Origin of the sequence: Neobacillus massiliamazoniensis, assembly GCF_001048695.1 — a bacterium.
GTDB lineage: Bacteria > Bacillota > Bacilli > Bacillales > Cytobacillaceae > Neobacillus > Neobacillus massiliamazoniensis.
Map to the genome: position 1 here is coordinate 211,649 of NZ_CVRB01000004.1, position 21,147 is coordinate 232,795.

Annotated in this window: 20 protein-coding genes and 1 other RNA gene; 7 read left to right on the plus strand and 14 right to left on the minus strand. The window is 37.9% G+C overall.

Features of this window, described 5'->3' with window-relative positions:
• Positions 1-237: 237 nt before the first annotated feature.
• On the minus strand, positions 238-807 hold the full coding sequence (locus tag BN1082_RS18850; RefSeq protein ID WP_090638421.1) for an isoprenylcysteine carboxyl methyltransferase family protein: 570 nt from the start codon (positions 805-807) through the stop codon (positions 238-240).
• A gap of 12 nt (positions 808-819) precedes the next feature.
• Entirely contained in the window at positions 820-1,908 is a 1,089-nt protein-coding gene (locus BN1082_RS18855) for a type III polyketide synthase (RefSeq protein WP_090636993.1), read from the minus strand.
• Between the two features lie 914 nt (positions 1,909-2,822).
• On the opposite strand from BN1082_RS18855, the gene BN1082_RS18865 reads away from it, so the two are divergent.
• The 3 genes from BN1082_RS18865 to BN1082_RS18875 are packed head-to-tail and all read left to right on the plus strand — an operon-like array spanning position 2,823 to position 5,124.
• Positions 2,823-2,972, plus strand: a complete 150-nt coding sequence (locus BN1082_RS18865; RefSeq protein ID WP_090636997.1) for a cytochrome c oxidase subunit 2A — start codon at positions 2,823-2,825, stop codon at positions 2,970-2,972.
• 20 nt (positions 2,973-2,992) lie between these two features.
• Positions 2,993-3,469, plus strand: a complete 477-nt coding sequence (locus tag BN1082_RS18870; protein ID WP_090637000.1) for a cytochrome c oxidase subunit II — start codon at positions 2,993-2,995, stop codon at positions 3,467-3,469.
• The gene (locus tag BN1082_RS18875) at positions 3,469-5,124 is read left to right on the plus strand and encodes a b(o/a)3-type cytochrome-c oxidase subunit 1 (RefSeq protein ID WP_090637002.1); all 1,656 of its coding nucleotides are present in this window, start codon (positions 3,469-3,471) and stop codon (positions 5,122-5,124) included. Before BN1082_RS18870 ends, BN1082_RS18875 begins: the two co-directional genes overlap by 1 nt.
• Before the next feature lie 57 nt (positions 5,125-5,181).
• Here the strand turns inward: BN1082_RS18875 and BN1082_RS18880 are convergent, their stop codons facing one another.
• Positions 5,182-6,690 (minus strand): carboxypeptidase M32, encoded by a 1,509-nt coding sequence (locus BN1082_RS18880; protein WP_090637004.1) that lies wholly within the window; start codon positions 6,688-6,690, stop codon positions 5,182-5,184.
• 119 nt (positions 6,691-6,809) lie between these two features.
• Between BN1082_RS18880 and BN1082_RS27745 the strand changes: the two genes are divergently transcribed.
• The gene (locus BN1082_RS27745) at positions 6,810-6,962 is read left to right on the plus strand and encodes a hypothetical protein (protein WP_176699873.1); all 153 of its coding nucleotides are present in this window, start codon (positions 6,810-6,812) and stop codon (positions 6,960-6,962) included.
• 29 nt (positions 6,963-6,991) lie between these two features.
• Here BN1082_RS27745 and BN1082_RS18885 read toward each other — a convergent pair whose 3' ends face one another.
• The 8 genes from BN1082_RS18885 to BN1082_RS18920 all read right to left on the minus strand — a co-directional run bounded on the left by BN1082_RS18885 (position 6,992) and on the right by BN1082_RS18920 (position 16,344).
• Positions 6,992-8,914 (minus strand): ATP-dependent DNA helicase, encoded by a 1,923-nt coding sequence (locus BN1082_RS18885; protein ID WP_090637007.1) that lies wholly within the window; start codon positions 8,912-8,914, stop codon positions 6,992-6,994.
• Between the two features lie 50 nt (positions 8,915-8,964).
• Complete coding sequence (locus BN1082_RS18890) at positions 8,965-10,107, minus strand: THUMP domain-containing class I SAM-dependent RNA methyltransferase (protein ID WP_090637009.1); 1,143 nt, start codon at positions 10,105-10,107, stop codon at positions 8,965-8,967.
• Between the two features lie 144 nt (positions 10,108-10,251).
• An RNA gene (gene rnpB, locus BN1082_RS18895) (RNase P RNA component class B) lies at positions 10,252-10,654 on the minus strand.
• 81 nt (positions 10,655-10,735) lie between these two features.
• Complete coding sequence (gene gpsB, locus BN1082_RS18900; protein ID WP_090637012.1) at positions 10,736-11,038, minus strand: cell division regulator GpsB; 303 nt, start codon at positions 11,036-11,038, stop codon at positions 10,736-10,738.
• Positions 11,039-11,182: 144 nt separating this feature from the next.
• Positions 11,183-11,743, minus strand: a complete 561-nt coding sequence (locus BN1082_RS18905) for an SLOG family protein (RefSeq protein WP_090637014.1) — start codon at positions 11,741-11,743, stop codon at positions 11,183-11,185.
• A 124-nt stretch (positions 11,744-11,867) separates the two neighbouring features.
• Complete coding sequence (locus BN1082_RS18910; protein ID WP_090637016.1) at positions 11,868-12,272, minus strand: CotD family spore coat protein; 405 nt, start codon at positions 12,270-12,272, stop codon at positions 11,868-11,870.
• A gap of 518 nt (positions 12,273-12,790) precedes the next feature.
• Positions 12,791-14,056 carry a ribonuclease H-like domain-containing protein gene (locus BN1082_RS18915; RefSeq protein WP_090637018.1) on the minus strand — a complete coding sequence of 422 codons (1,266 nt, stop codon included), beginning with the start codon at positions 14,054-14,056 and terminating at the stop codon, positions 12,791-12,793.
• A gap of 2 nt (positions 14,057-14,058) precedes the next feature.
• Positions 14,059-16,344, minus strand: coding sequence for a DEAD/DEAH box helicase (locus BN1082_RS18920; RefSeq protein WP_090637020.1), 2,286 nt, complete (start codon positions 16,342-16,344; stop codon positions 14,059-14,061).
• A gap of 153 nt (positions 16,345-16,497) precedes the next feature.
• Between BN1082_RS18920 and BN1082_RS18925 the strand changes: the two genes are divergently transcribed.
• Positions 16,498-17,196: a Crp/Fnr family transcriptional regulator gene (locus tag BN1082_RS18925; protein ID WP_090637022.1), complete on the plus strand. Its 699-nt coding sequence runs from the start codon at positions 16,498-16,500 to the stop codon at positions 17,194-17,196.
• A 450-nt stretch (positions 17,197-17,646) separates the two neighbouring features.
• Here the strand turns inward: BN1082_RS18925 and hcp are convergent, their stop codons facing one another.
• Positions 17,647-18,945, minus strand: coding sequence for a hydroxylamine reductase (hcp, locus tag BN1082_RS18930; protein WP_090637024.1), 1,299 nt, complete (start codon positions 18,943-18,945; stop codon positions 17,647-17,649).
• Between the two features lie 189 nt (positions 18,946-19,134).
• Here hcp and BN1082_RS18935 point away from each other — a divergent pair, with 189 nt between their 5' ends.
• A complete protein-coding gene (locus BN1082_RS18935) occupies positions 19,135-19,620 on the plus strand; it encodes an Hsp20/alpha crystallin family protein (RefSeq protein ID WP_090637026.1) in 486 nt (161 codons plus the stop codon).
• Positions 19,621-19,686: 66 nt separating this feature from the next.
• Here BN1082_RS18935 and BN1082_RS18940 read toward each other — a convergent pair whose 3' ends face one another.
• A complete protein-coding gene (locus BN1082_RS18940; RefSeq protein ID WP_245640490.1) occupies positions 19,687-20,214 on the minus strand; it encodes a YppG family protein in 528 nt (175 codons plus the stop codon).
• A gap of 188 nt (positions 20,215-20,402) precedes the next feature.
• Here BN1082_RS18940 and yppF point away from each other — a divergent pair, with 188 nt between their 5' ends.
• Positions 20,403-20,612 (plus strand): YppF family protein, encoded by a 210-nt coding sequence (gene yppF / locus BN1082_RS18945; protein WP_090637027.1) that lies wholly within the window; start codon positions 20,403-20,405, stop codon positions 20,610-20,612.
• A gap of 64 nt (positions 20,613-20,676) precedes the next feature.
• On the opposite strand, the gene BN1082_RS18950 is transcribed toward yppF, so the two are convergent.
• Positions 20,677-20,928 (minus strand): hypothetical protein, encoded by a 252-nt coding sequence (locus BN1082_RS18950; protein WP_090637028.1) that lies wholly within the window; start codon positions 20,926-20,928, stop codon positions 20,677-20,679.
• Positions 20,929-21,147 lie beyond the last annotated feature (219 nt).

Here is a 21,147-nt window from a genome sequence, read left to right on the forward strand (position 1 = left end):
TCCTATCTATATGTCTAAAAAAAAAGAAAAGCCAGGGATCCCTGGCTTAATAAGAATGATATTAGACGTTTACATTTTTTAAGACGTGTCTCATAACAAATGCATAAATGATTACCGTTCCGAGGGCAAAAGCAATTGTCATATGTAGCACCTTCCTTAACAAATTCCGATTGAGAATGATTTTCATTCATTGAATTAATTTTAGCACCAGTGATAATCATTTTCAATACTAAATTGTTACTTGTCACATTTATTTAACAATATCGGTAGAAAGCGACTGCAATGTTGAAACACGCTATCATATTCTGTTAGTTTCTGAAGAGCTCTTTCCTCCTCTGGAATCCGAATAGAAAGAACGATTACATTTACTATCGTAAATATAATGGCAGTGATATAAGCGCTGAACAGAATGGGAATCACAATAAACTCAATAGAAACAACAAAATAATTTGGATGCTTTATATAACGGTAGGGTCCCCTTTTGATTACCTTCGCATTTGCCAAAACGATAATTTTTGTATTCCAATACCTCCCTAGTGATGAAATAGCCCACACTCTCACTAACTGTATAATGATGAACAAGAATAAAATCAGAGGCCAAAGGGGTGAGAGGGCACGGTTTAAAAAAATTTTTTCAAAAAAGAAGGAAATGAAAAACAAAATATGCATCAAAACTATGTAACGATAATGATTAGAACCAAATTCAATTGCCCCCTTCTTCTTCATCCAATTTTCATTATGTCTAGCGATAAAAAGCTCCACTATTCGCTGTGAAATAATGATCATATAAAAAATAAGAAATGGTATTATATCTTGCAATTAGATCCACCTCAATAATAGCAGTTCTGAACTAAATCCCGGTCCAAGGGCAGTACATAGCCCCATTTCCCCTGCTTGAATTTGCTGCTCCATAACTCGTCTTAATACATACAAAATGGTTGCAGAGGACATATTTCCATATTGTCGCAATACATCTAATGAAATATTAACCATTTCAGGGGAAATTCCCAGTGAAGAAATATAGGCATCCAGGACCTTTTTTCCGCCTGGATGGGCAACAAAATGATTTATTTTGCTTAGTGTCAGTGTATGTTCATCAAGAAATTCACTAACATTAGGCTTCAGCCATTCTTCAATGATATGGGGTATATCTTGTGAAAAAATGACAAACAGTCCACTATTCTTTATCGCCCAGCCCATTACATCCAGAGAATTCGGCATTAAAGTCGATTGAGTGGCGATAATGGAAGGAGAAGTTTCTCGTTTTCTAATTTCCTCAATTGGAACGGCATCACCACAAACTAAGCAGCAGGCTATTCCATCAGCGAATAGAGAGGTACCTATTAAATTGCTCTTTGATAAATCGTTCCGCTGAAACGTTAAACTGCAAAGCTCTACAGCTAGCACTAAAACCTTTGCTTTTGGAAAAGCACGACAATATTCATACGCCCTAGAAAGCCCAGCTGCACCGCCTGCACAGCCTAACCCAAAGATTGGGATTCGCTTCATATGAGAATGAAATGGCAGCAGATTCATAATCCTAGCATCAATGCTTGGAGTTGCAATGCCAGTTGTTGAAATAAAAAAGCATGCATCAATTTCCTCGTATGCAACGTTTTTTTTTAAAAAAGTGCTGTTGTTTAGACACTTTTCAATGGCTTCTTTACCCAAAGTTACTGCGGATTCAATGTATGCATGATTCTTCTCCTCAAACGACCTTTCCACTTTAAACCAACCGATATCTTTAACAAAATGCCGTTTTTCGATTTGACCATTTTGAAAGGCTTTTAAAAGTCGATCAATATCTTTAAAGGAATCAGCAAATAATTCTCTTGCAAAGAGAGATGCCTCAGTTTGCTGTATTTCATATGGCGGTTGTGCTTCGGCAATGGAAATAATTGTTGGCATTTTTAGAACTCCTTCAGATCATAAGTAAGGATATTTTTACCATTCACACAAAAGTTATTCCTTTCTTATTTAAATAAAAAGGCACTGTTAAACTTGTCTGTTGATTTCCGCTCTAGTGGCGGTTCGGGGAGCCTCCTCGGCGCTATTGCGCCTGCGGGGTCTCCCCTGCCCCGTACTCCCGCAGGACATTGAATTACATCCTTGAATCCGCCCACGCACGAAGGAAATGCGATAGCATTTTCGAGGAGTCGAGCGCCTTCCGCTCCAATCAACATAGTGGAAAAATCAACAATGAGCTTTAACATAGCCAATAAAAAAAAGCTTCCCTGCTGATGGGGAAGCAAACGTTTTGAAGGTTGTTGTTGTGCAATTTGATTATAACCTGAATATTAATTTCGATTCACTGCGAAATCTTTTCCAAATTACTAACTGTGCTTCTGAAAACCATACGATCCTGCTAAATATACGGCAGCTTATTGTTTTTCTGATTGCTTTTGAACCTCTATATTAATCTTATTATTCGCTAATGACCCGCAAATTTTACAGTATACTTCTTCATTATAAAGAAGTCGGCAATGCTCGCAATAATATTTCTCCAAAATGGCCCCACTCACTTTCCAATATAACTAAAGCATTTAATTTAGTTTATTTTCCATCATTACGATTGTTACAAAATATTATTGAAATTAAATCCATCATACGAATGATGTGAATATTCACAATATCTCCACATTTAGTCTCGCTTCCTTGTGATATTAATCACTGTAAAATCAAGTTATTACTATTAACATAGTGTTTATATAAGGAATGAATAATTTGTGAACTTTGAATTTACATATTTTACTTTTTCAATTGTTTTGTATTATGAAAGAGAACTTATTATTTTCTTAATATTTCAAAGGGGGTTTTAAGGGATGGCAAAAGTAGAAATGAAAACGAAACACAAAACTGAAGTAGAAGACAGTTCTTCTCTTAAAGGGACGCTTGTGTCCGTTTTCTTTGTAGGGATCTTCATCATTGTCACTTGGGTAGGGGTCTACTACTTATACAATAACCGGTTTTAAAGATAGAGGGGGGATAATATATGCACATGCATAAATTTGAAAAAATTTGGCTTATTTTCGGAATCGGTGCACTAGTCGTTTTCTTAGCAACAATTGGCATAAGCGCATTCTACCTTGGAAATAAGCCCGCCAGCTGTTTAACGACGATTGATCCAAACACGGTTGGTCAAAAAGAGCCTTTTAATGCACCTGGTCTTCATAAGGTTGAAGGAAAGGATTGGGATTATGAATTAGTCTTTGTCGCCCAAGCATTCGCTTTTAATCCAATGGAAGTGAAAGTTCCTCTTGGTGCAAAAGTAAGAGTGATCGCCACTACAAAAGACGTTGTTCATGGCTTTGAGGTAGCCGGAACAAATATTAATATGATGCTTGAACCAGGCTATATTAGCGAATACACAACAACCTTCAACAAGTCCGGTGAATATTTAGTTGTTTGTAATGAATATTGTGGTGCAGGACACCATTTAATGAGTGCGAAAATTGAGGTGGAAAAATAATGGTGAACTCGATGGCAAAAATAAAAGTCGATCCTCGTGATGCAAAGCTTTCGATGGCACATTTTTATGTTGCCTTTGCCGCTTTAGCGATTGGTGGTCTAATGGGATTATTACAAACCCTTGTCCGTTCAGGAAAATTTGAACTTCCCGCGGGCATTGGATATTACGAAGTATTAACCGTCCATGGCGTCTTGATGGGGCTTGTGTTAACAACCTTCTTTATTATGGGATTTCAGCATGCAGCAGTAAGTAGAACAGCTGGTACATACTCAAATGCCGCCCGACGCACCGGTTGGATTGGTTTTTGGGTTATGCTTGCCGGAACAGCCATGGCTGCCACTATGATCCTTCTTAATCAAGCATCCGTACTCTATACCTTCTATGCACCATTGCAAGCTCATTGGATTTTTTATTTAGGGTTAACATTTGTAGTTGTGGGCAGTTGGATTGATGGAGTCGCCCAAATTATGATGTACGCAAAATGGCGGAAAAATAACCCTGGTAAACCTAGTCCATTGTTAACCTTCATGTCGATAATTAATACTGTTCTATGGATTGTAGCTACACTTGGCGTTGCCGCAACTGTGTTATTCCAGCTGCTACCTTGGTCAATGGGATTGGTTCCTACAGTAAACGTTCTAGTCAGCCGTACATTATTTTGGTATTTTGGGCACCCGCTTGTGTATTTTTGGTTACTTCCTGCCTATATGTGCTGGTATGCCGTCATTCCAAAAGTAATTGGCGGAAAAATCTTCTCGGATTCTTTAGCTCGGTTGTCCTTTATTTTATTCTTACTCTTCTCAATTCCTGTTGGCTTTCACCATCAATTAACAGAACCAGGAATTGATCCGGCGTGGAAATTCCTTCAGGTTATCTTAACTTTCTTGGTTGTAATCCCGTCATTAATGACTGCATTTTCTTTATTTGCTACCTTTGAAAGAGCTGGTCGTGCAAAAGGAGCTACAGGGCTTTTAGGTTGGATTAAAGTTCTTCCTTGGGGTGATGCCCGTTTTACAGTTCCTTTTATCGGGATGGTTGCGTTTATCCCTGCAGGTGCCGGTGGTATTGTAAATGCTTCCAATCAAATGGATCAAGTTGTTCATAATACCATTTGGATCACAGGTCACTTCCATCTAACTTTAGCTACATCCGTAGTATTAACTTTCTTTGGAATTTCCTACTGGCTTGTTCCACATTTAACAGGCCGTAAATTAACAAAAGCAATGAATAAATTAGCCATTATCCAAGCATGGATTTGGTTTGTTGGGATGGTTTTCATGTCAGGAGCTATGCATCTTGAAGGTCTTTTAGGGGGACCAAGACGTTCTGCCTTTTCAACTTATGGTGGGGCTAAACAAGCTGCTGAATGGATTCCATATCAAATTGCCCAAGCAGTAGGTGGTTCCATTCTTTTCATCGGCATCATTTTAGTGCTCATCATTTTCATTAACTTAGCTTTCTTTGCTCCTAAAGGTGAAGAGGAATTCCCTGTTGGAGAGGCAGAAAATACTGAGGAAGCAGCACCAATGGTATTTGAAAACTGGAAATTATGGCTAGGGCTTACAGCGGCTCTTATCCTTTTTGCCTATACAATACCATTTATCGATATCATCCAGAACTCACCTCCAGGTGTGAAAGGGTATAAAACCTGGTAGAAACAATAGATTTTTATAGAGGCTAACTCACATGAGTCAGCCTCTTTCATTAACTTATTAGTTTAATTGATATATTTTCCGATACTTATCATTAAGATAATCAATGAGATACTGGGCATTTAGACCTTCACCCGTTACATCATTTAAAATTTCAAGCGGTTTTTTCAACTTACCATATTGATGAATATTATTCGTCAGCCATTCTTTAATCGGTGTCAAATCTCCATTCTCAAGAAGTTGATCAAAGTTTGGAAGCTCCTCAAGCATTTTATGCTTAAATTGAGCGGCATACATATACCCTAGTGCATAGGAAGGGAAATAACCAAAGCTACCTCCTGCCCAATGAACATCCTGAAGAACACCTTTTGCATCAAGATCAGGCCGAATTCCAAAGTATTCCTCATACATATCATTCCAAATCTGTGGAAGATCCTTTACTTCTATTTCACCATTAAATAACCCTTTTTCAATTTCATAGCGAATAATTATATGTAATGGATAGGTTAGTTCATCTGCCTCAATCCTAATAAAGGAAGGCTTAGATTCATTAATGGCGTTATAGAAATCCTCAATTGTCACTTGATCAAACTGTCCACTTGCATAAGTTTTTAACAGATCATAATGGTGCTTCCAAAACGAAAAACTTCTTCCTACTATATTTTCATAGAATAGTGATTGAGATTCATGAATTCCCATTGAGGTTCCATCGCACAATGGGGTGCCTATCAAATCTTTTGCGATATTTTGCTCATATAAAGCGTGACCACCCTCATGAATGGTGCCAAACACGGCAATTCGGAAATCTTGTTCATCGTATCTTGTCGTAACACGAACATCCCCTGGGTTTAAGCCTATGGCAAAAGGATGAACGGTTTCATCTAATCTGCCGGCATTAAAGTTGTAACCCATCTTTTTAAGAATTTCTAAACTGAACTGACGCTGATTTTCCTTAGGAAATTTATGATAAAGAAACTCGGTTTTAGGCTTGGCAGCTACTTCCGATATCTGTTTGACTAAAGGGACAATCCTTTCGCTTAATTGTGAGAACACCCTGTCTAAAATTTCGACAGTGACACCAGGCTCGTATAAGTCTAATAAAACGTTATATCTGTTTCCTTCGTGGCCCCAGTAATCGACGAATCGCTTTGTCATCGCTACTAATTTTTCCAAATAAGGGCTAAATAGGCTAAAATCAGATTTTTCCCGTGCTTCCTCCCAAACACTTTCTGCCTTAGATTGAAGAACAACATATTCTTTATATTCTTCTTCTGGAATTTTTTTATTTCTTTCATATTCCTTTTTACATTCTTTAAGAATTTTTCTAGTCGTATCGGTAATGGCTTCTTTAGTTAGATTGGCTATGTATGCTGCCATTTCCTCGGATGTGGACATTTTAAAAACCTCGGAGGATAGCATTCCGATAACTTCTGACCTTTGCTCTACCCCCTGTTTTGGTGCTCCTGTCCGTAAATCCCAATAAAGCAATCCAAGCGCCTCATTATAGGAAGTCATTTTTTTTACATAAGCTAAAAATTCTTTTTCTAATTGATCAACTTTCTGACTCATAATTATTCCCCCCTTTTCCTTCACCTTTTTAATTTTATCACAGTTTTCAGAAAAATAGATGTTGCAAAAATACAACAGAATTAAAGTTTGTTATAAAATAATGTATAGGGGGAGTTTTTATGAGAGAATTAGTTGGGACTTGCACCTGCTGCAATAAGGACATCTTTTGTTTAGATGGTTTTTTTAATGGAGTTATTACTGACGAAAAAGAGATTTATTGTTTTGATTGCTATAAAATCAAGGAAAAAAAAGGAGAAAATCTCCAAAGCTAACTCTTGGGGATTTCCTCCTTTTATTTTTCTTATTCTCTTGGTTTTGTTGGTAAAGTCTCTTTAATCTTCAATAAAACATTGCTGTCCATTTCATCTTCTATGAAAATGTGGACGACTCCTCTGTCATTCTCACTTCTAATCAGTCTCCCGACACCTTGCCTTAACCGTAGAAGCATATACGGCAAATCAACATTATTGAATGGGTTTTCCACCCCATCCCTTTTGGCAGTAAAGACAGGATCATCAGGTGGAAAGGGTAAGGAAAAAATAAGGACGTTTTCCAGTGAACGACCGGGGATATCAAGACCTTCCCAAAGATGGATTGAACAAAGTATTGCGTGCTCTTCATTTTGAAACTTGGAGACAAGCGTACTGATCTCCTCATCTCCTTCAAAATAAACAGGATATTCAAGTTTTTTTGACAGAAATTGCTTTACTTGCTCCAATTCCCTTTTATTATTTAAGAGAATAAGTGCCCGACCTTCGCTTTGATTAATTTGATCCAATAGATAGTTCATTTTTTCTTCCAGGCCATCCGTTGGAAACGATGGGAGGTAAATTTCCATCCTCTCGTCATAGTCAAAAGGTGATGTGACGGAAAAGGACAAGTATTTATCAATACCAAGTGTCCGGCTCAAATATTCAAATGACTTTTGGCTAGACAAGGTGGCAGATGAAAAAATATATGGCTTCTTTTGCGAGAAAACCTCATTTCTTAATATTTCTTCCACCAATTTTGGCATGATAACCAATGTCCGTTCTCCATTCACTTCTTCAAACCAAATGATGCCGTTCATTCCTGAAATAAATAGTGATAATGAATAAGTAATTTGCTCCAAATACTCTTCAACAATTTTTAAATCATATTCATTGATCATAAATAATTCGCTTTCAAAAACCAATTCTTCTTCAAGTTCCTGAAGTAATGCCAGCAATTTTTTGCCAGACTCAATCACCATCGGATCCTTGGTTATTACTTGTTTTTCTGAGCTGGTAGAAGCTTCAGAGAACCTTGAAAGCAAAGCAAAAAATTCTTCATTTTCTATAAGGGCTTCTTCAATCGTATACAATGTTTTCTCGCGAACATCATTTTCCATTAGCCTTGTAAGCAATGTTTCAAGAGTATAATCAGTAAAACGATAGCTTAATGCTTTTTGGGCTGCAAATTCGAGCAAATGGCCTTCATCGAAAACGACCGAACTGTGGTCAGGTAAGAGCGGCAGCTGTCCTTCACGCTTTCGAGCCTCTTTTGTCCAAATATGTTCCATATAAAAGTCATGTGAACAAATAATTAAATCCTTTGAATGGCGATAATATTCGCGATGGAGGGTAAGCCCGCAACGATGGCGCTTTTCACAGGAAAAACAATCTTGAAGGGAATCCCAGTTTATTTTCCCCCACATTTCATCCGTTAAGGATGGATATTCCTTACGATCACCATATTTCTCGAAAATCCGCATCGATCCATCATTATGAACGAAATCAGGCAGTTGCTCGTAAATAACGGCAACTTCATCGGAAAGATCTGTGGATTTCACATAATCTAATTTTTTCAAGCATAAATATTGATCTCTGGATTTAGCTAACCGGACATCAATATTCAGTCCAAGAACGTTTTCAAGCTTTGAAATATCCCCTTCTTTTTTTACTAGCTGTTCGATCAAGGTTTCATCCGCGCATGCAATAACCGCGGGTCGATTAGTATATCGTGCATACATGATCGCATATAGCAAGTAAACAATTGTTTTCCCTGTGCCAACCCCTGCTTCAGCAAACATGACTTGTTTATCCTTAAAAGCTTTTTCTAGCTGAAAAGCCATAAAGATTTGTTCGTCCCTTAGTTCAAATCCGGCCTCAGGAAAAATATCATAAAATAAGTCTCCAATCCATTCACTAAGCTTGTCATAAAAGGATTCAGTTTTAGAAACGACAAATGGTATCCGGTTTTGCATCGATTTCCTCCAAAAAAGAATAGCGCCCTAAAAGACGCTTATCCTTAAATTTATTCATTTGTTCTAGGGGGCTTTCTTCCCCAATATTGATAAAGATCAGTTCGAATAAAGCCATTAAAGAGCTTTCTTTTCTTTGTTGCTGGTTTTCCGTAAAATTGCTCAAATTCTTCATTTGATGTCAAGATATATATAGACCAAGTATCAAGTATACTAAATGCTTGCCCCATTTCCTTGTACATTTGCTCAACTTCTTTTTTCTCTCCGAGCCTTTCGCCATAAGGAGGATTACCAACAATAACTCCATATTCCTTTTTCGTTGAAATATCTTTTACTTGCATTTGCTTGAAATTGATTAAATCGCCAAAGCCCGCTTCATTTGCATTTTCCTGAGCGATCTTTACCATTCGATGATCAATATCTGAACCGGTTATATCAAGCGGCTGATCATAATTCGCAAGGTCCTCGGCTTCCGCACGAACATCCTCCCAAACTTTTGATGGGATCCAGTTCCAACTTTCTGAAACAAATTCACGGTTAAAGCCAGGGGCAATGTTCTGACCGATTAATGCTGCTTCAATTGGAATTGTTCCCGAACCACAGAATGGATCAATAAAAGGTCGGTCAGGTTTCCAATTTGTCAGCATAACGAGTGCTGCTGCAATCGTCTCTTTTAATGGTGCCCCTCCCTGATCTGCGCGATAGCCGCGTTTATGCAAACCTAAACCGCTTGTATCAATAGTGATGGTGGCAATATCTTTTAACATGGAAACTTCAATTCGAAACAAACCACCTGTTTCCTCGAACCAAGTATTCCTTTTGTAATGATTTTTCAATCTTTCAACAACTGCCTTTTTAACAATAGCCTGACAGTCAGAAATACTGAATAATTTGGATTTAATAGATTTCCCGTCGACAGGAAAAGCAGCATCCTCCGGCAGGTATTTTTCCCAAGGCAATGCCTTTGTTTTTTCAAATAATTCATCAAAAGTAAGTGCCTTGAATTCTCCAACCTTTATTTTGACCCTAGCAGCCGTTCTAAGCCATAAATTTGAGCGAGCGATGGCATACTCATCACCCTTAAAACTAACTTTCCCGTTGTCTACCTCGCACTCGTATCCAAGTGCTCGAACTTCTTTGGCGACTAAGGCTTCAAGCCCCATCGCTGCGGTTGCAATTAGTTGATATGTTCCCATGTTTTCACCCTTATTTACTTCGTTATTATGTATATTTATTAACAAAAATCCATGAATGAATACGAATATCAGTTCAATAAAAACATAAATAGCCCTCCAAATTAGGAGAGCCAAAAGTTTTAGATTACTTTCCCATTAAAAACGTTCTATAAGCCATGTTCTGTACCAAAGTACTTCAAACGACCATTCATGTCTCGTACTAAGGCGGCAATCATCTATCTACAGATTCAATTTGGAATCTGTCCTTCTCCTTGTTGATTTCCTCAGAGAAAGTGCCCCTACCATAATTTGGGTTTCTCGCTCGTGGGGTTTACCCGTTCCACCCTTTCCATTTCTAGAAAGGCATCGTCACTGTGGCACTTTTAAAGGTACTCATACCATATCCCAATAGAGACTTAGGTATTTTCCCAGCCGTCAGTTGAGATTCTCCCCAACTGCCCTAGCTTATGAATTCACTAGGCACGAACACTACGGACATCTCAGACCGTGCGAGCATGGACTTTCCTCTACAATTCGCTAATAGCTCTTGCAGCGATTACCCGAACGTAATTAATGAATACATTTTTTATTATATGTATTTCATTACATTTATTCAATGGTTTATTTTAGGAAATTCGGGTACAATTTGTTAATCGTATAGCTTATTTCCAAACACATGTTTTTCTAGATTAGATAACCGTTTTAATATATCGAAATTAGTTGTCCCTGCTGGCTGAGCCGCAGGCTGCCTTCTTGAAGATTCTTCAAGCTGTTTGCGCAAGCGAAGATTTTCTTGCTGAAGATCCTCAACTTCCTGATGAAAGGTTTCATAATCCTTAATAACCAAATCCAAAAATTTATCAACTTCTTCTTGTTTATATCCCCTAACACCAGACTTAAACTCTTTTTCTAAAATATCCTTTGCCGTTAATTTTACTTTATCAGCAAGCATTCAATTCACCTCAAAGTTCGCCAATCATTATTTATTATTTTTCCAAAAAGTTATGCGTTTGTCAATTTTCTTTTTTCAACGATCCCAATTGTTCACTTATTTTATCATTTCAATATATGAAAAAACAGCTTAAATATACCATGATTAAAAATCAGATAGCTTTAATTGCTCTTCTTCGACGATTAATTGTAAATCATAAAAGGTTATAAGCTCAATTGGATATGAGTGTCCGCTCTGATAATGCAACGCCATTTCATATAAGTATTTTGGGCTTCCTTCTTTTTCATGGTCATAAAGAAGGAGAAGTCCATTGCTTTTTTCGATTAAAAACTGATTTTTTAATCGGAATTGCCACGGTTTCTCGTAGCCCTTTTTCGTTACAGAATCAATAAAGTCCGCTTGCGATAATACAGATTCATACCATTCCTTGTTAGTTTCGTTCCATGAGGCTTCTTGATCCAAAAAAGGAGTAATGACAGCAAGTTTCAGATCTGGATATTCCAGTTGTAGCTCAAATATCACTTCAGCTGCCCACAACTCTACCCCAAGTTGACCACTGATTAACACCCATTCAAGACCTTCATCTAGCCTTGGAATTAGCGTTTTCTTTATTGCCGCTTTGATATAGGATACTGATGAATGGTCTTTTTGAAATATCCCTAATTCATATGGTTTATACCCTGATATTGTAAGTACCTTAGTCAAGAACATTCACCCTAATGGACAAAATTTTTAAAATGGACAAACATTTTCTAAACAAAAGCATATCATATTATAAACATAAATTAAAAAACAAGGGCTTAAAAAGCCCTTGTAAATAAAATTTTTCTTAATAATAGCCTGGGCCCATTGGACCTGGACCCATCGGACCCGGACCCATCGCACCCGGACCCATCGCACCTGGTCCCATCGCACCTGGTCCCATTGCTCCTGGTCCCATTGCTCCTGGTCCCATCATTGGTCCAGCACCATATCCTGGTCCCATCATTGGTCCAGCACCAAATCCCGGTCCGAAAGGCATAGGACCTGGGCAACAATCTATATGCTGATGACAAGGTTGTTCACAACATGAAGCAGTTTCTGTACAGTAATGTTTATGTTGGTACATATGATGATTGATAGTTGTTGCATGAATTGGATGAATGTGAGGGACCACCGTCGATGAGAAGGTGTTGTTCACGATGTTGGTAGTGGGATGAATGATTGGCGGTGTTACATTTGTTCCATAATACATCCTTAAGCTCTCCCTTCATTTATTCTGTTTACATTAACAGCCTATGAAGATGGGGTAACTCTTGTACTAAGGAAAATACCTATTTTTAAGAATAAAAAGCACAAGCGCCTTGATCAGCCCCGATACAGGGAGACTTGGCACTGATAAGTGCCTTAGTCTCCCTTAATGCGTACAGAAGGCGATAGCCTTCTGTAGCCAAGCATAAGACGAGCCGGCAGGATGCCTGCACCACAGCATAATCATCTTTGTAGGCATGCGACGAGGTGAACATTTACTTCTCCGATTTTGCTTTGCCGCAGGAGCAAGAATCAAGATAAAAATTAATATTATTTGGCTTATGACCTCGAGAGGCTAGGCGCTCCGCCGAAAAACTCACGTTTTTCGGCGTGCGAGGTATCGCTTCCGAAGCTTACTCTTATGGAGCTGGATTCAGCTAACTTAATCAAAGTTACTCACACCTAAATGAATCTATAAATTCCTAGAGCATAAGAAAAGCCACAGAGAATGTCCCTGATGGCTTAACCTGTATGTTTAGCGGATTTTATCAATAATCGTTTTAATCTTACTTCGAGCTGGTCTAATGAGATCTGCGACGGGAGCTTCGGAAGCTGTTGTGATTGTTCAATTAACTTAATTGCTTTTTGACAATAATCAATCGCGAACCTAACATCTTTTAACCGGTGCTCATGAATTTTAGCCAGTTCAACAAAGGCTACAAGTATCAACTTTAGGTCCTTTGAATCGACAACCCCCAAAAAACATTTTCGTGCTTTTTCCCATTGACGGTCTTTCTTATATTGAAAAGCAAGAGTTAATTTCGCTTGGTACGAAGTTAGATCATCACCTTCCACCAGATTTGATAATACCTTTTCTGCTTCTAGTTTTTCTCCCAAAACAGAATACCAGCGTCCGACTTCAAATGATTCCTTTCTTGTTTGATTGATATCAAGCCCATGCAATTGAAAGGTGAGATGTGTATATAAAGTAATGAGTGAAAGGATATCCGTTTCATTATGCTTTAAGATGCCGATCATTCCGTCCGGTTGTTTGCTTTCGACAAAATCAAAATATATCATAGGTGCTAAATAACCTGGAATATCATCTATCCTCTCCACTCCTAACACCTCTTTTTCTACAACTGCTAATTTTAACCGTTCCAACTTATGCTTCCATAACCTTTTTGCTGCATGCAATAAATCGAAATGTCCAAACGCCGGCAGCTTTGGTACATGTTCCCTAACAAGAGTATGGCGTGTTTTCACTTGAGGCCAATCAAATGATTTTCCATTATAAGTGACAAGAGTTTTATAATTAACTCTTTCTAAAAAGCTGTGATATAAAGGAACCTCTGCACCAGGATGAGGTAAAATATGCTGCCTTAAAATAAGCTCATCACCTGAAACACTGGCATATCCCAGTAGAAAAATAACATTCCCTGTTCCGCCACCCAATCCGGTGGTTTCAGTATCAAAGAAGAATAATTCCTCCGCCCTATGCCCTTCAGCCGATAAGGGATGGCTAAACGGCTTCTGATTCCAGATTTCAATAGCCGTGAGGAAATCACTAAAACGATAATGCCCGTGCTTTATAGATAATGGATATTTAACCTCTCGAATAAGACAGTATTCTTGGTCGAAATAATAAGGCATTACATTTTCTTTTTCCCACCGTTCACAAAATGGAATCTCAATCTTGGAAGGTTCAGGTTTTATTACACTCTTTTCTCTTTCTTCCCCTAATGAAAGATGCGGCTTTAAACGATTTAATTTATTTTTTAAAGACATTTTTATACATCCTTCGTTTCTTGGAAGAGGAATGATTCGATAATGGCGAGAGTGTCCTTTTTAGCCGTTTCGCTTCCCCCGTCTGTTCCTATGCACGAAGGGCAGCCAGCTTCACAACGGCAATGAGTAATCATTTTTTTTGTTTCTGTAAGGACCTCCAGCATACCGGTATATATTTTCTCACTTAAGCCAATTCCCCCTGGATAGCGATCATAAAAGAAAATAGTTGGCTTTTCATTATGGTCTGCCTTTACTTGGGGGACGACATGGATATCTTGAGGATCAGACATGACAAATAATGGGGCAATATGATTTAAAGCATGAGCTGCTCCAATAAGACCTTGGTCTATACGATCATTCCCCATTCCCTTTAAGGGTTTACTAAGAGAAATCCACGCGGCATTCGTATGAAGTTCTTCTTCAGGAAGATGGATAGGTCCTGAGCCGATATTTTCATGGGTTTCAAATTTAATTTTTTTAAAAATAGTTGCCATTGCCCTAACACTGACATCACCATAACCGATTTCCATATTGTCCCTTTGATTAAGCTGATCTACCTCAAGTACTTTTAATTGAACAGCTAAATTTGCATCAGTGAAATAATCAACATCGACTTCCCGGACAAAAGCCTTCTTTTCATCCCAATCAAGCTTTTCTACTTGAAATTGAGTACCTTGGTGTAAATAAATTGCTTCTTCATGGAGCAGGGTCATCGCTGAAAAGCGGTCCATTTCACCTATTACTCTTACATTCGCCACATCCGTTTGGTCAACAATCACGATATTTTCTTGTGAAGCAGACCTTAAACTGATATTATGGGCTGGAAAAGAATCATTCATCCAATACCATTTATCTCCATTTCGATAAAGAACTCGTTCCTCTGTCAAGTACTCAAGCAATTCGTCAGTATCTACAGTGCTGAACTTTTCACCAGCCTTAAAGGGTAGCTCATATGCGGCACATTTCATATGATCAATTAAAATAATCAGATTATCAGGATTAATTCTTGCAGTTTCCGGGCTATTATGAAAAAAGTAGTCTGGATTCTGAATCATATATTGATCGAGAGGACTTGAACTTGCAACCATAATAACAAGGGACTCTCCATGCCTTCTTCCCGCTCTGCCAGCCTGCTGCCAAGCACTAGAAATCGTTCCTGGATAGCCAGTCATAATACAAACCTGTAGCTGCCCGATATCTACACCTAGCTCAAGTGCGTTTGTACTGACTACACCCACTATTTCACCTGAACGGAGGCCTTTTTCAATCCTTCTTCTCTCTGTTGGCAGATAGCCACCGCGATAACCCATAATTGATTTCGATCCCAGTTGATTTTTTACTAATTCCTGCAAATAAGTCAAAATAATTTCGACTCTTACCCTGCTTCTAGCAAAAACAATTGTTTGAATTTTATTTTTTAATAGTTCACCAGCTATTTTCCTAACCTCAAGGGTAGCACTTTTTCTAATGTTTAAAGGTTTATTTACAATTGGCGGGTTGTAGAAAAGAAAATGCTTTATCCCGCTTGGAGCTCCATTATTATCAATCAAGTGCATCTTTTCATCGGTTAATTTTTCAGCAAGCTCAAGCGGGTTTGCAATAGTTGCTGACGTACAAATAAATATAGGGTTACTCCCATAATATTGACAAATACGCTTCAACCTTCTAATTACGTTAGCAACATGGCTGCCAAATACACCTCTATATGTATGGAGTTCGTCAATTACAACAAATTTCAAGTTTTCAAAGAGAGAAACCCATTTTGTATGATGGGGTAGGATTCCGGAATGAAGCATATCTGGATTGGTAATCACCACGTGTCCTGCTTTTCTCACCCGCTGGCGAATATTTGCTGGTGTATCCCCGTCATATGTATAACTGTTGATTTCAACACCTGCCGCTTGAATAATTTCGTTGATTTCACTTTTTTGATCCTGAGCAAGTGCTTTGGTCGGAAACATGTAAAGTGCTCGTGAATTTGGATCTGTAATGATAGTTTGCAAGACGGGAAGATTGTAGCATAATGTTTTTCCAGACGCTGTTGGAGTAACGGCTACGATACTATTTCCTGAAATTATCTTTTCATAAGCTGATTTTTGATGAGTGTATAGTTCACGAATCCCCTTGCCAGCAAGGGATTCTCTTAAAGCAAGGTGAAGGTCTTCAGGTAGTTCGCTCGTTTGGGCCGGTTTTGCTTCTAATGTACGCCATGTGACGATTTGATCTTTAAATTCACTGTTTAATTTTAATTCTGTCAAAATTTCCTGTAAGTTTTTTTTCAATTTCATGGAACTCACCTCATACATCTATTCTAACGAATAAACGTTCGCTGAAAAAGAAGAAATTCTAATTATTTTTTTCCATTTTTGCTGAATTCTTATCATGTGGTTCATAACTATAAGTGGTAAAATTAACGAAAGGATGTATAAGTAGGTGATTAAATGAAGAATGAAGATATAAAAAAGGTACTCTCTGAATTCACCATTTTTCAAGAATTAAATGATGATGAATTATCAAAAATTGTTGATATCGCCATAACAAGAGAATGGAAAAAAATGAGTCATCTTTTTCACCAGGGAGACAGGCTTGAAAATGTCTATTTTATCATTGATGGTAAAATCAAGATCTATAAAAGCGATGTAAATGGCAGAGAGCAACTTGTTGCGATTATGAAGAAAGGTGAAATGTTCCCGCATGTTGGTTTTTTTAGAAAGGGAAACTATCCCGCCTATGCGGAAGTTCTAGAAACATCCACACTAATCACGATCCCAATCTCCCAATTTGAAAGGGTGTTAATAGAACACCCTGAGCTTTGTATCAAGGTGTTCAACGTTCTAGGAGAAAAAATTGTTGACCTGCAGGACCGCCTGGAAGAACAGATTCTAAACAATACTTATGAACAAATAATAAAGCTCCTAATCCGCCTCGGGAAAAAACATGGCAGGGAGCTTGATGATGGACGGGTTCTGCTTAAAACTGAATTTACAAACAAAGACCTAGCCAATATGATTGGGACAACGAGAGAAACCATTAGCCGAACATTAACGAAAATGAAAAAAGATGAACTAATTGAAGTGGCTGATGATGGAAATATGTTATTAGATATTGAATCCCTCTTGGGGGAAATTGACTTAATCTAAATAAAAACCCGCAGAATAATTAAATCCTGCGGGTTCAGGCTGTCGAAAAACTTTCGATAGCCTTTTATTTCATTCACTTTATTTAACAATTCACCGCGTTAATTTATTATAATTTTATATAGGCTGTACGATAGGTCTGTTGATTTGCGCTCAAGAAGCTCGCTTACCGTGGGCGTGCCGGGGAGCCTCCTCGGCGCTTTGGCGCCTGCGGGGTCTCCCCCTGCCCCGTACTTCCGCAGGACATTGAATCATCATCTTTGAATCAACTCCGCACGAAGGAAACGCGATAGCATTTTCGAGGATCGAGCGCCTTCCGCTCCAATCAACAGGCTAGCATTGACAATTAGTTAATAAAAATCGGGATTTTAGTTCACGACAGAATAAAAAATTGCCGAGAAAAATATCTTTTCTCGACAATCTGACCCGCAAATCATCCTGCGGGTTTTATTATTATTTTGCAGAAAGCTGAAGCATTTCTTCCATATCCTCTTTTGCTGTGCCAATCAATTTTAAGTTAAAGGTATCTTGAAGTACCTTTAATACTCCTTCTGAAATAAATTCAGGCGGTTTTGGTCCAATGCGAATATCTTGAATACCTAAGCTAAATAGCCCTAAAAGAATGGCTACTGCTTTTTGCTCAAACCATGATAAGACGATGCTGACCGGAAGATCGTTTACTTCACATTCAAAGGCATCGGCAAGTGCTTTGGCAATTTTTACGGTAGAAACAGAGTTATTACATTGTCCTAGGTCAATATAACGCGGAATGTTAGTGCCAGGAACTACTCCGTAATCAACGTCATTAAAACGGAACTTTCCGCAGGATGTCGTCAAAATGACGGTTTCCGGAGGAAGAGATGTTGCTAGTTCTCTATAATAGTCTCCGCCATGTCCTGGTGCATCACAACCGGCGATGACGAAGAAACGTTTGATTTTGCCTTCCTTAACAGCTGCAATCACTTCAGGAGCTAAACCAAGGACTGTCTCATGATGGAATCCAGTAAGCAATGTTTCATTGGATTCAACTGAAGCTTCAGGAAGCTCTAATGCTTTTTCAATTAAAGCTGAAAAATCATCATTTACGATCTTTTGCACATTTTCAAGACCAGCCACCTCATAAGAGAACATTCTATTTGCATAGGATCCCTTAATTGGCATTACACAGTTTGTAGTTGCTAAAATCGCACCAGGAAATTGTTCGAAGAGTCGGCGCTGGTCATACCAGGCTTTTCCGATATTTCCTTTAAGATGGGCATATTTTTTTAGAGCTGGATAACCGTGTGCAGGAAGCATTTCGGAATGGGTGTAAATATTGATTCCTTTTCCTTCTGTCTGCTTCAATAATTCTTCTAAAGCGAATAGATTATGCCCTGTCACAACAATACATTTGCCCTCAATCTTGTTTTGAGTCACCCGAATCGGCTCAGGAATGCCTAAACGCTTCGTATGGGCTTCATCTAACATTTCCATTACTCGGACAGCAGATTGCCCCACTTTCATGGCCATTTCGATATGTTCATTCAGATTAAAGTTTGAATTTGTTAATGTCATGTAAAGTGCTTCATGGGTTGTCGAATCCACAAAAGGATCCGTAAACCCTAATTGATTTGCATGTGTTCGATAGGCAGCAATTCCTTTTAATCCAAAAATGATCGTATCCTGTAAGCTTGCAATTGTTTCATCTTTTCCACATACACCGATTACTTTACATCCACCAGTTGGCGTTTGTTCACATTGATAACAGAACATTTATCTACACCTCTTTCAATAATCTTCTGCTTAAGCTTACAAAGACAGAAGTGTCGAAGGTGTGATTCAAATCACTTTATAATGGTTTGTAACAAAATGTTCAAAAAGTTGTGACAAAAATTCGACCGCACATACCTAGTTCTATAAACATATAATACAATGTGAAAATTGGGAAGGAGAGGGATTATTATGTCTTCAACGCCATCAAATAATAATAAAAAGAACATAAAAAATAATGACTCGAAACCTTTCGGAGAAATAATGAAAACAATGAACGATATTTTTAATGAAAAACCGATTCGCGGACTTTTACAATCGATGGATGAATTTTTTAAAAATCCGTTCCCTAATAGTCCGACCTTTCATGTTGATACGATCGAAACTAAGAACGAATATCTAATTTCCGCTGAACTGCCCGGTGTCAAAAAGGAGCAAATCCATCTAAATGTTATTGGAAACTATATCACCATTTCTGTTGAAGATAAGGTGATTGAAGCAGAAGAAGATGAAATTAATCAAATATACAGACGCAAATTATCACGGCAGCAATCCTCAAGAACCATTTCACTCCCGCAGCCAATAAATGAAAATAAAATTAGTGCTTCCTATCGAGATGGTTTATTACAAGTTAGAATTCCTCTTGAAAAAGGTAAAACCATTCTATTGGAAGAGTAGCCCTAATCATTCAATTTATGAAGTAAAACAGACGGATTGAAAATCAGCCGTCTGTTTTTCATTCTATTAAACTTTAAACATACCGCCAAACCCTTTAACAAGTGTTGATACTTGGTTAACAGCGTTCATCATTTGCCCTGCTGTATTCATCATTTTGTTAAAGTCAACCGACCCATCTTGAGATTTAAAGGAGTTTAAAAATGAATTCATACCACCTGGTTGCTTCAACATCATATTATTTTTAGGGTATGGATTCATCATTGCCATTCCGTTCATAGGCATATACGAATTTGGAACTATTTCCTCATGAGGCTGCAGCGGATTAGAAAAAAGAAATTGTGAATCCTTTTGTTGATACGGCTGATTTGCAATTAGGGGGTTTTGTGGACCCAAGTCGAATGGCTGTTGTGGATAAAAAGGGCTCTGCTGCTGAAAAGTATTCCACTGATAATTTTGATGTAGAGGCTGATAAGGATTAGGCTGATTACGATTAATCTGCATTTGATACCAATAATCGTAAATCGGTGCACCATGCATCATTTGCCCCGAGTATCCATAATCAACGTAATTACTTTGTCTTCTATTTCTAAACATGGGCAAACATCTCCTCCGCGAATGTCATTACTACAAACTATGAAGAAAATGGGGAATGGTGATTAATTTGTTTGCTTCTTCCAATGTCAAAAATACAAGAATTTTGTCTGAAGTTTAAATTTTTTAAAAACTAAAAAATCCTTTTAATTCATGGTACGATTAAAAAAATGATGAAGGAGGAGCTATTTATGAATATTCTTGAATTAAAAAGCAGATTTATAATAAGTCGAGATTACACCACAGATGATGCTAATTCTTTATTGGATTTTGCCAAGAAAGCATATATTCACAATGAAATTGACATCAAAGAATATCGCCTTCTTGTCCGTGAGCTTGAAAACTTAGGAGCGGTTATACCCGACGACTATAAAGCAAACTCCCTCATCGAATACTCTTAAAACTTTTTGACTAGAGATGCTTAGAAAAGCGTCTCTTTTCTTTTTTTATTCACTCCATAAAGCCTTATGCTCCTTTTACTTGGACCGAGGGGTACCCCAAGTCCTTACTGTCTGGGGAATGACGATGGATAAGTTTTTCTTCTATCAATGATAGTTTATTTACAGCGATGAATATTTTCCCTAGCTCTTCATTGTTTAATCTAGTACGTTGTTTCGAGAATGATGCAACGAGGGCAAGTTCTAATTCTTCTAATTGATCATAAATTTTTGACAACGTCGAAATCAGTTCTTCTTTTTCAGTCAATGATTTATTCATCATAAAAACCTCCTCGCGTAATTAATTAGTATAATTCTCTTTCCAGTTCTTTGCATCCTTCCCTCTTGACAAAACTAGAAGCTATTCAACAAAGATAGTGTCTATGTGTCATTTCCTTATTTCCATTTCGACATTTATCCTATACTCGCATGAAAAAAGTAAAACCGTACAAGCTAAAGATTGGAGGTGTTAATGATGGTAAAAAATGATAAACAAAAC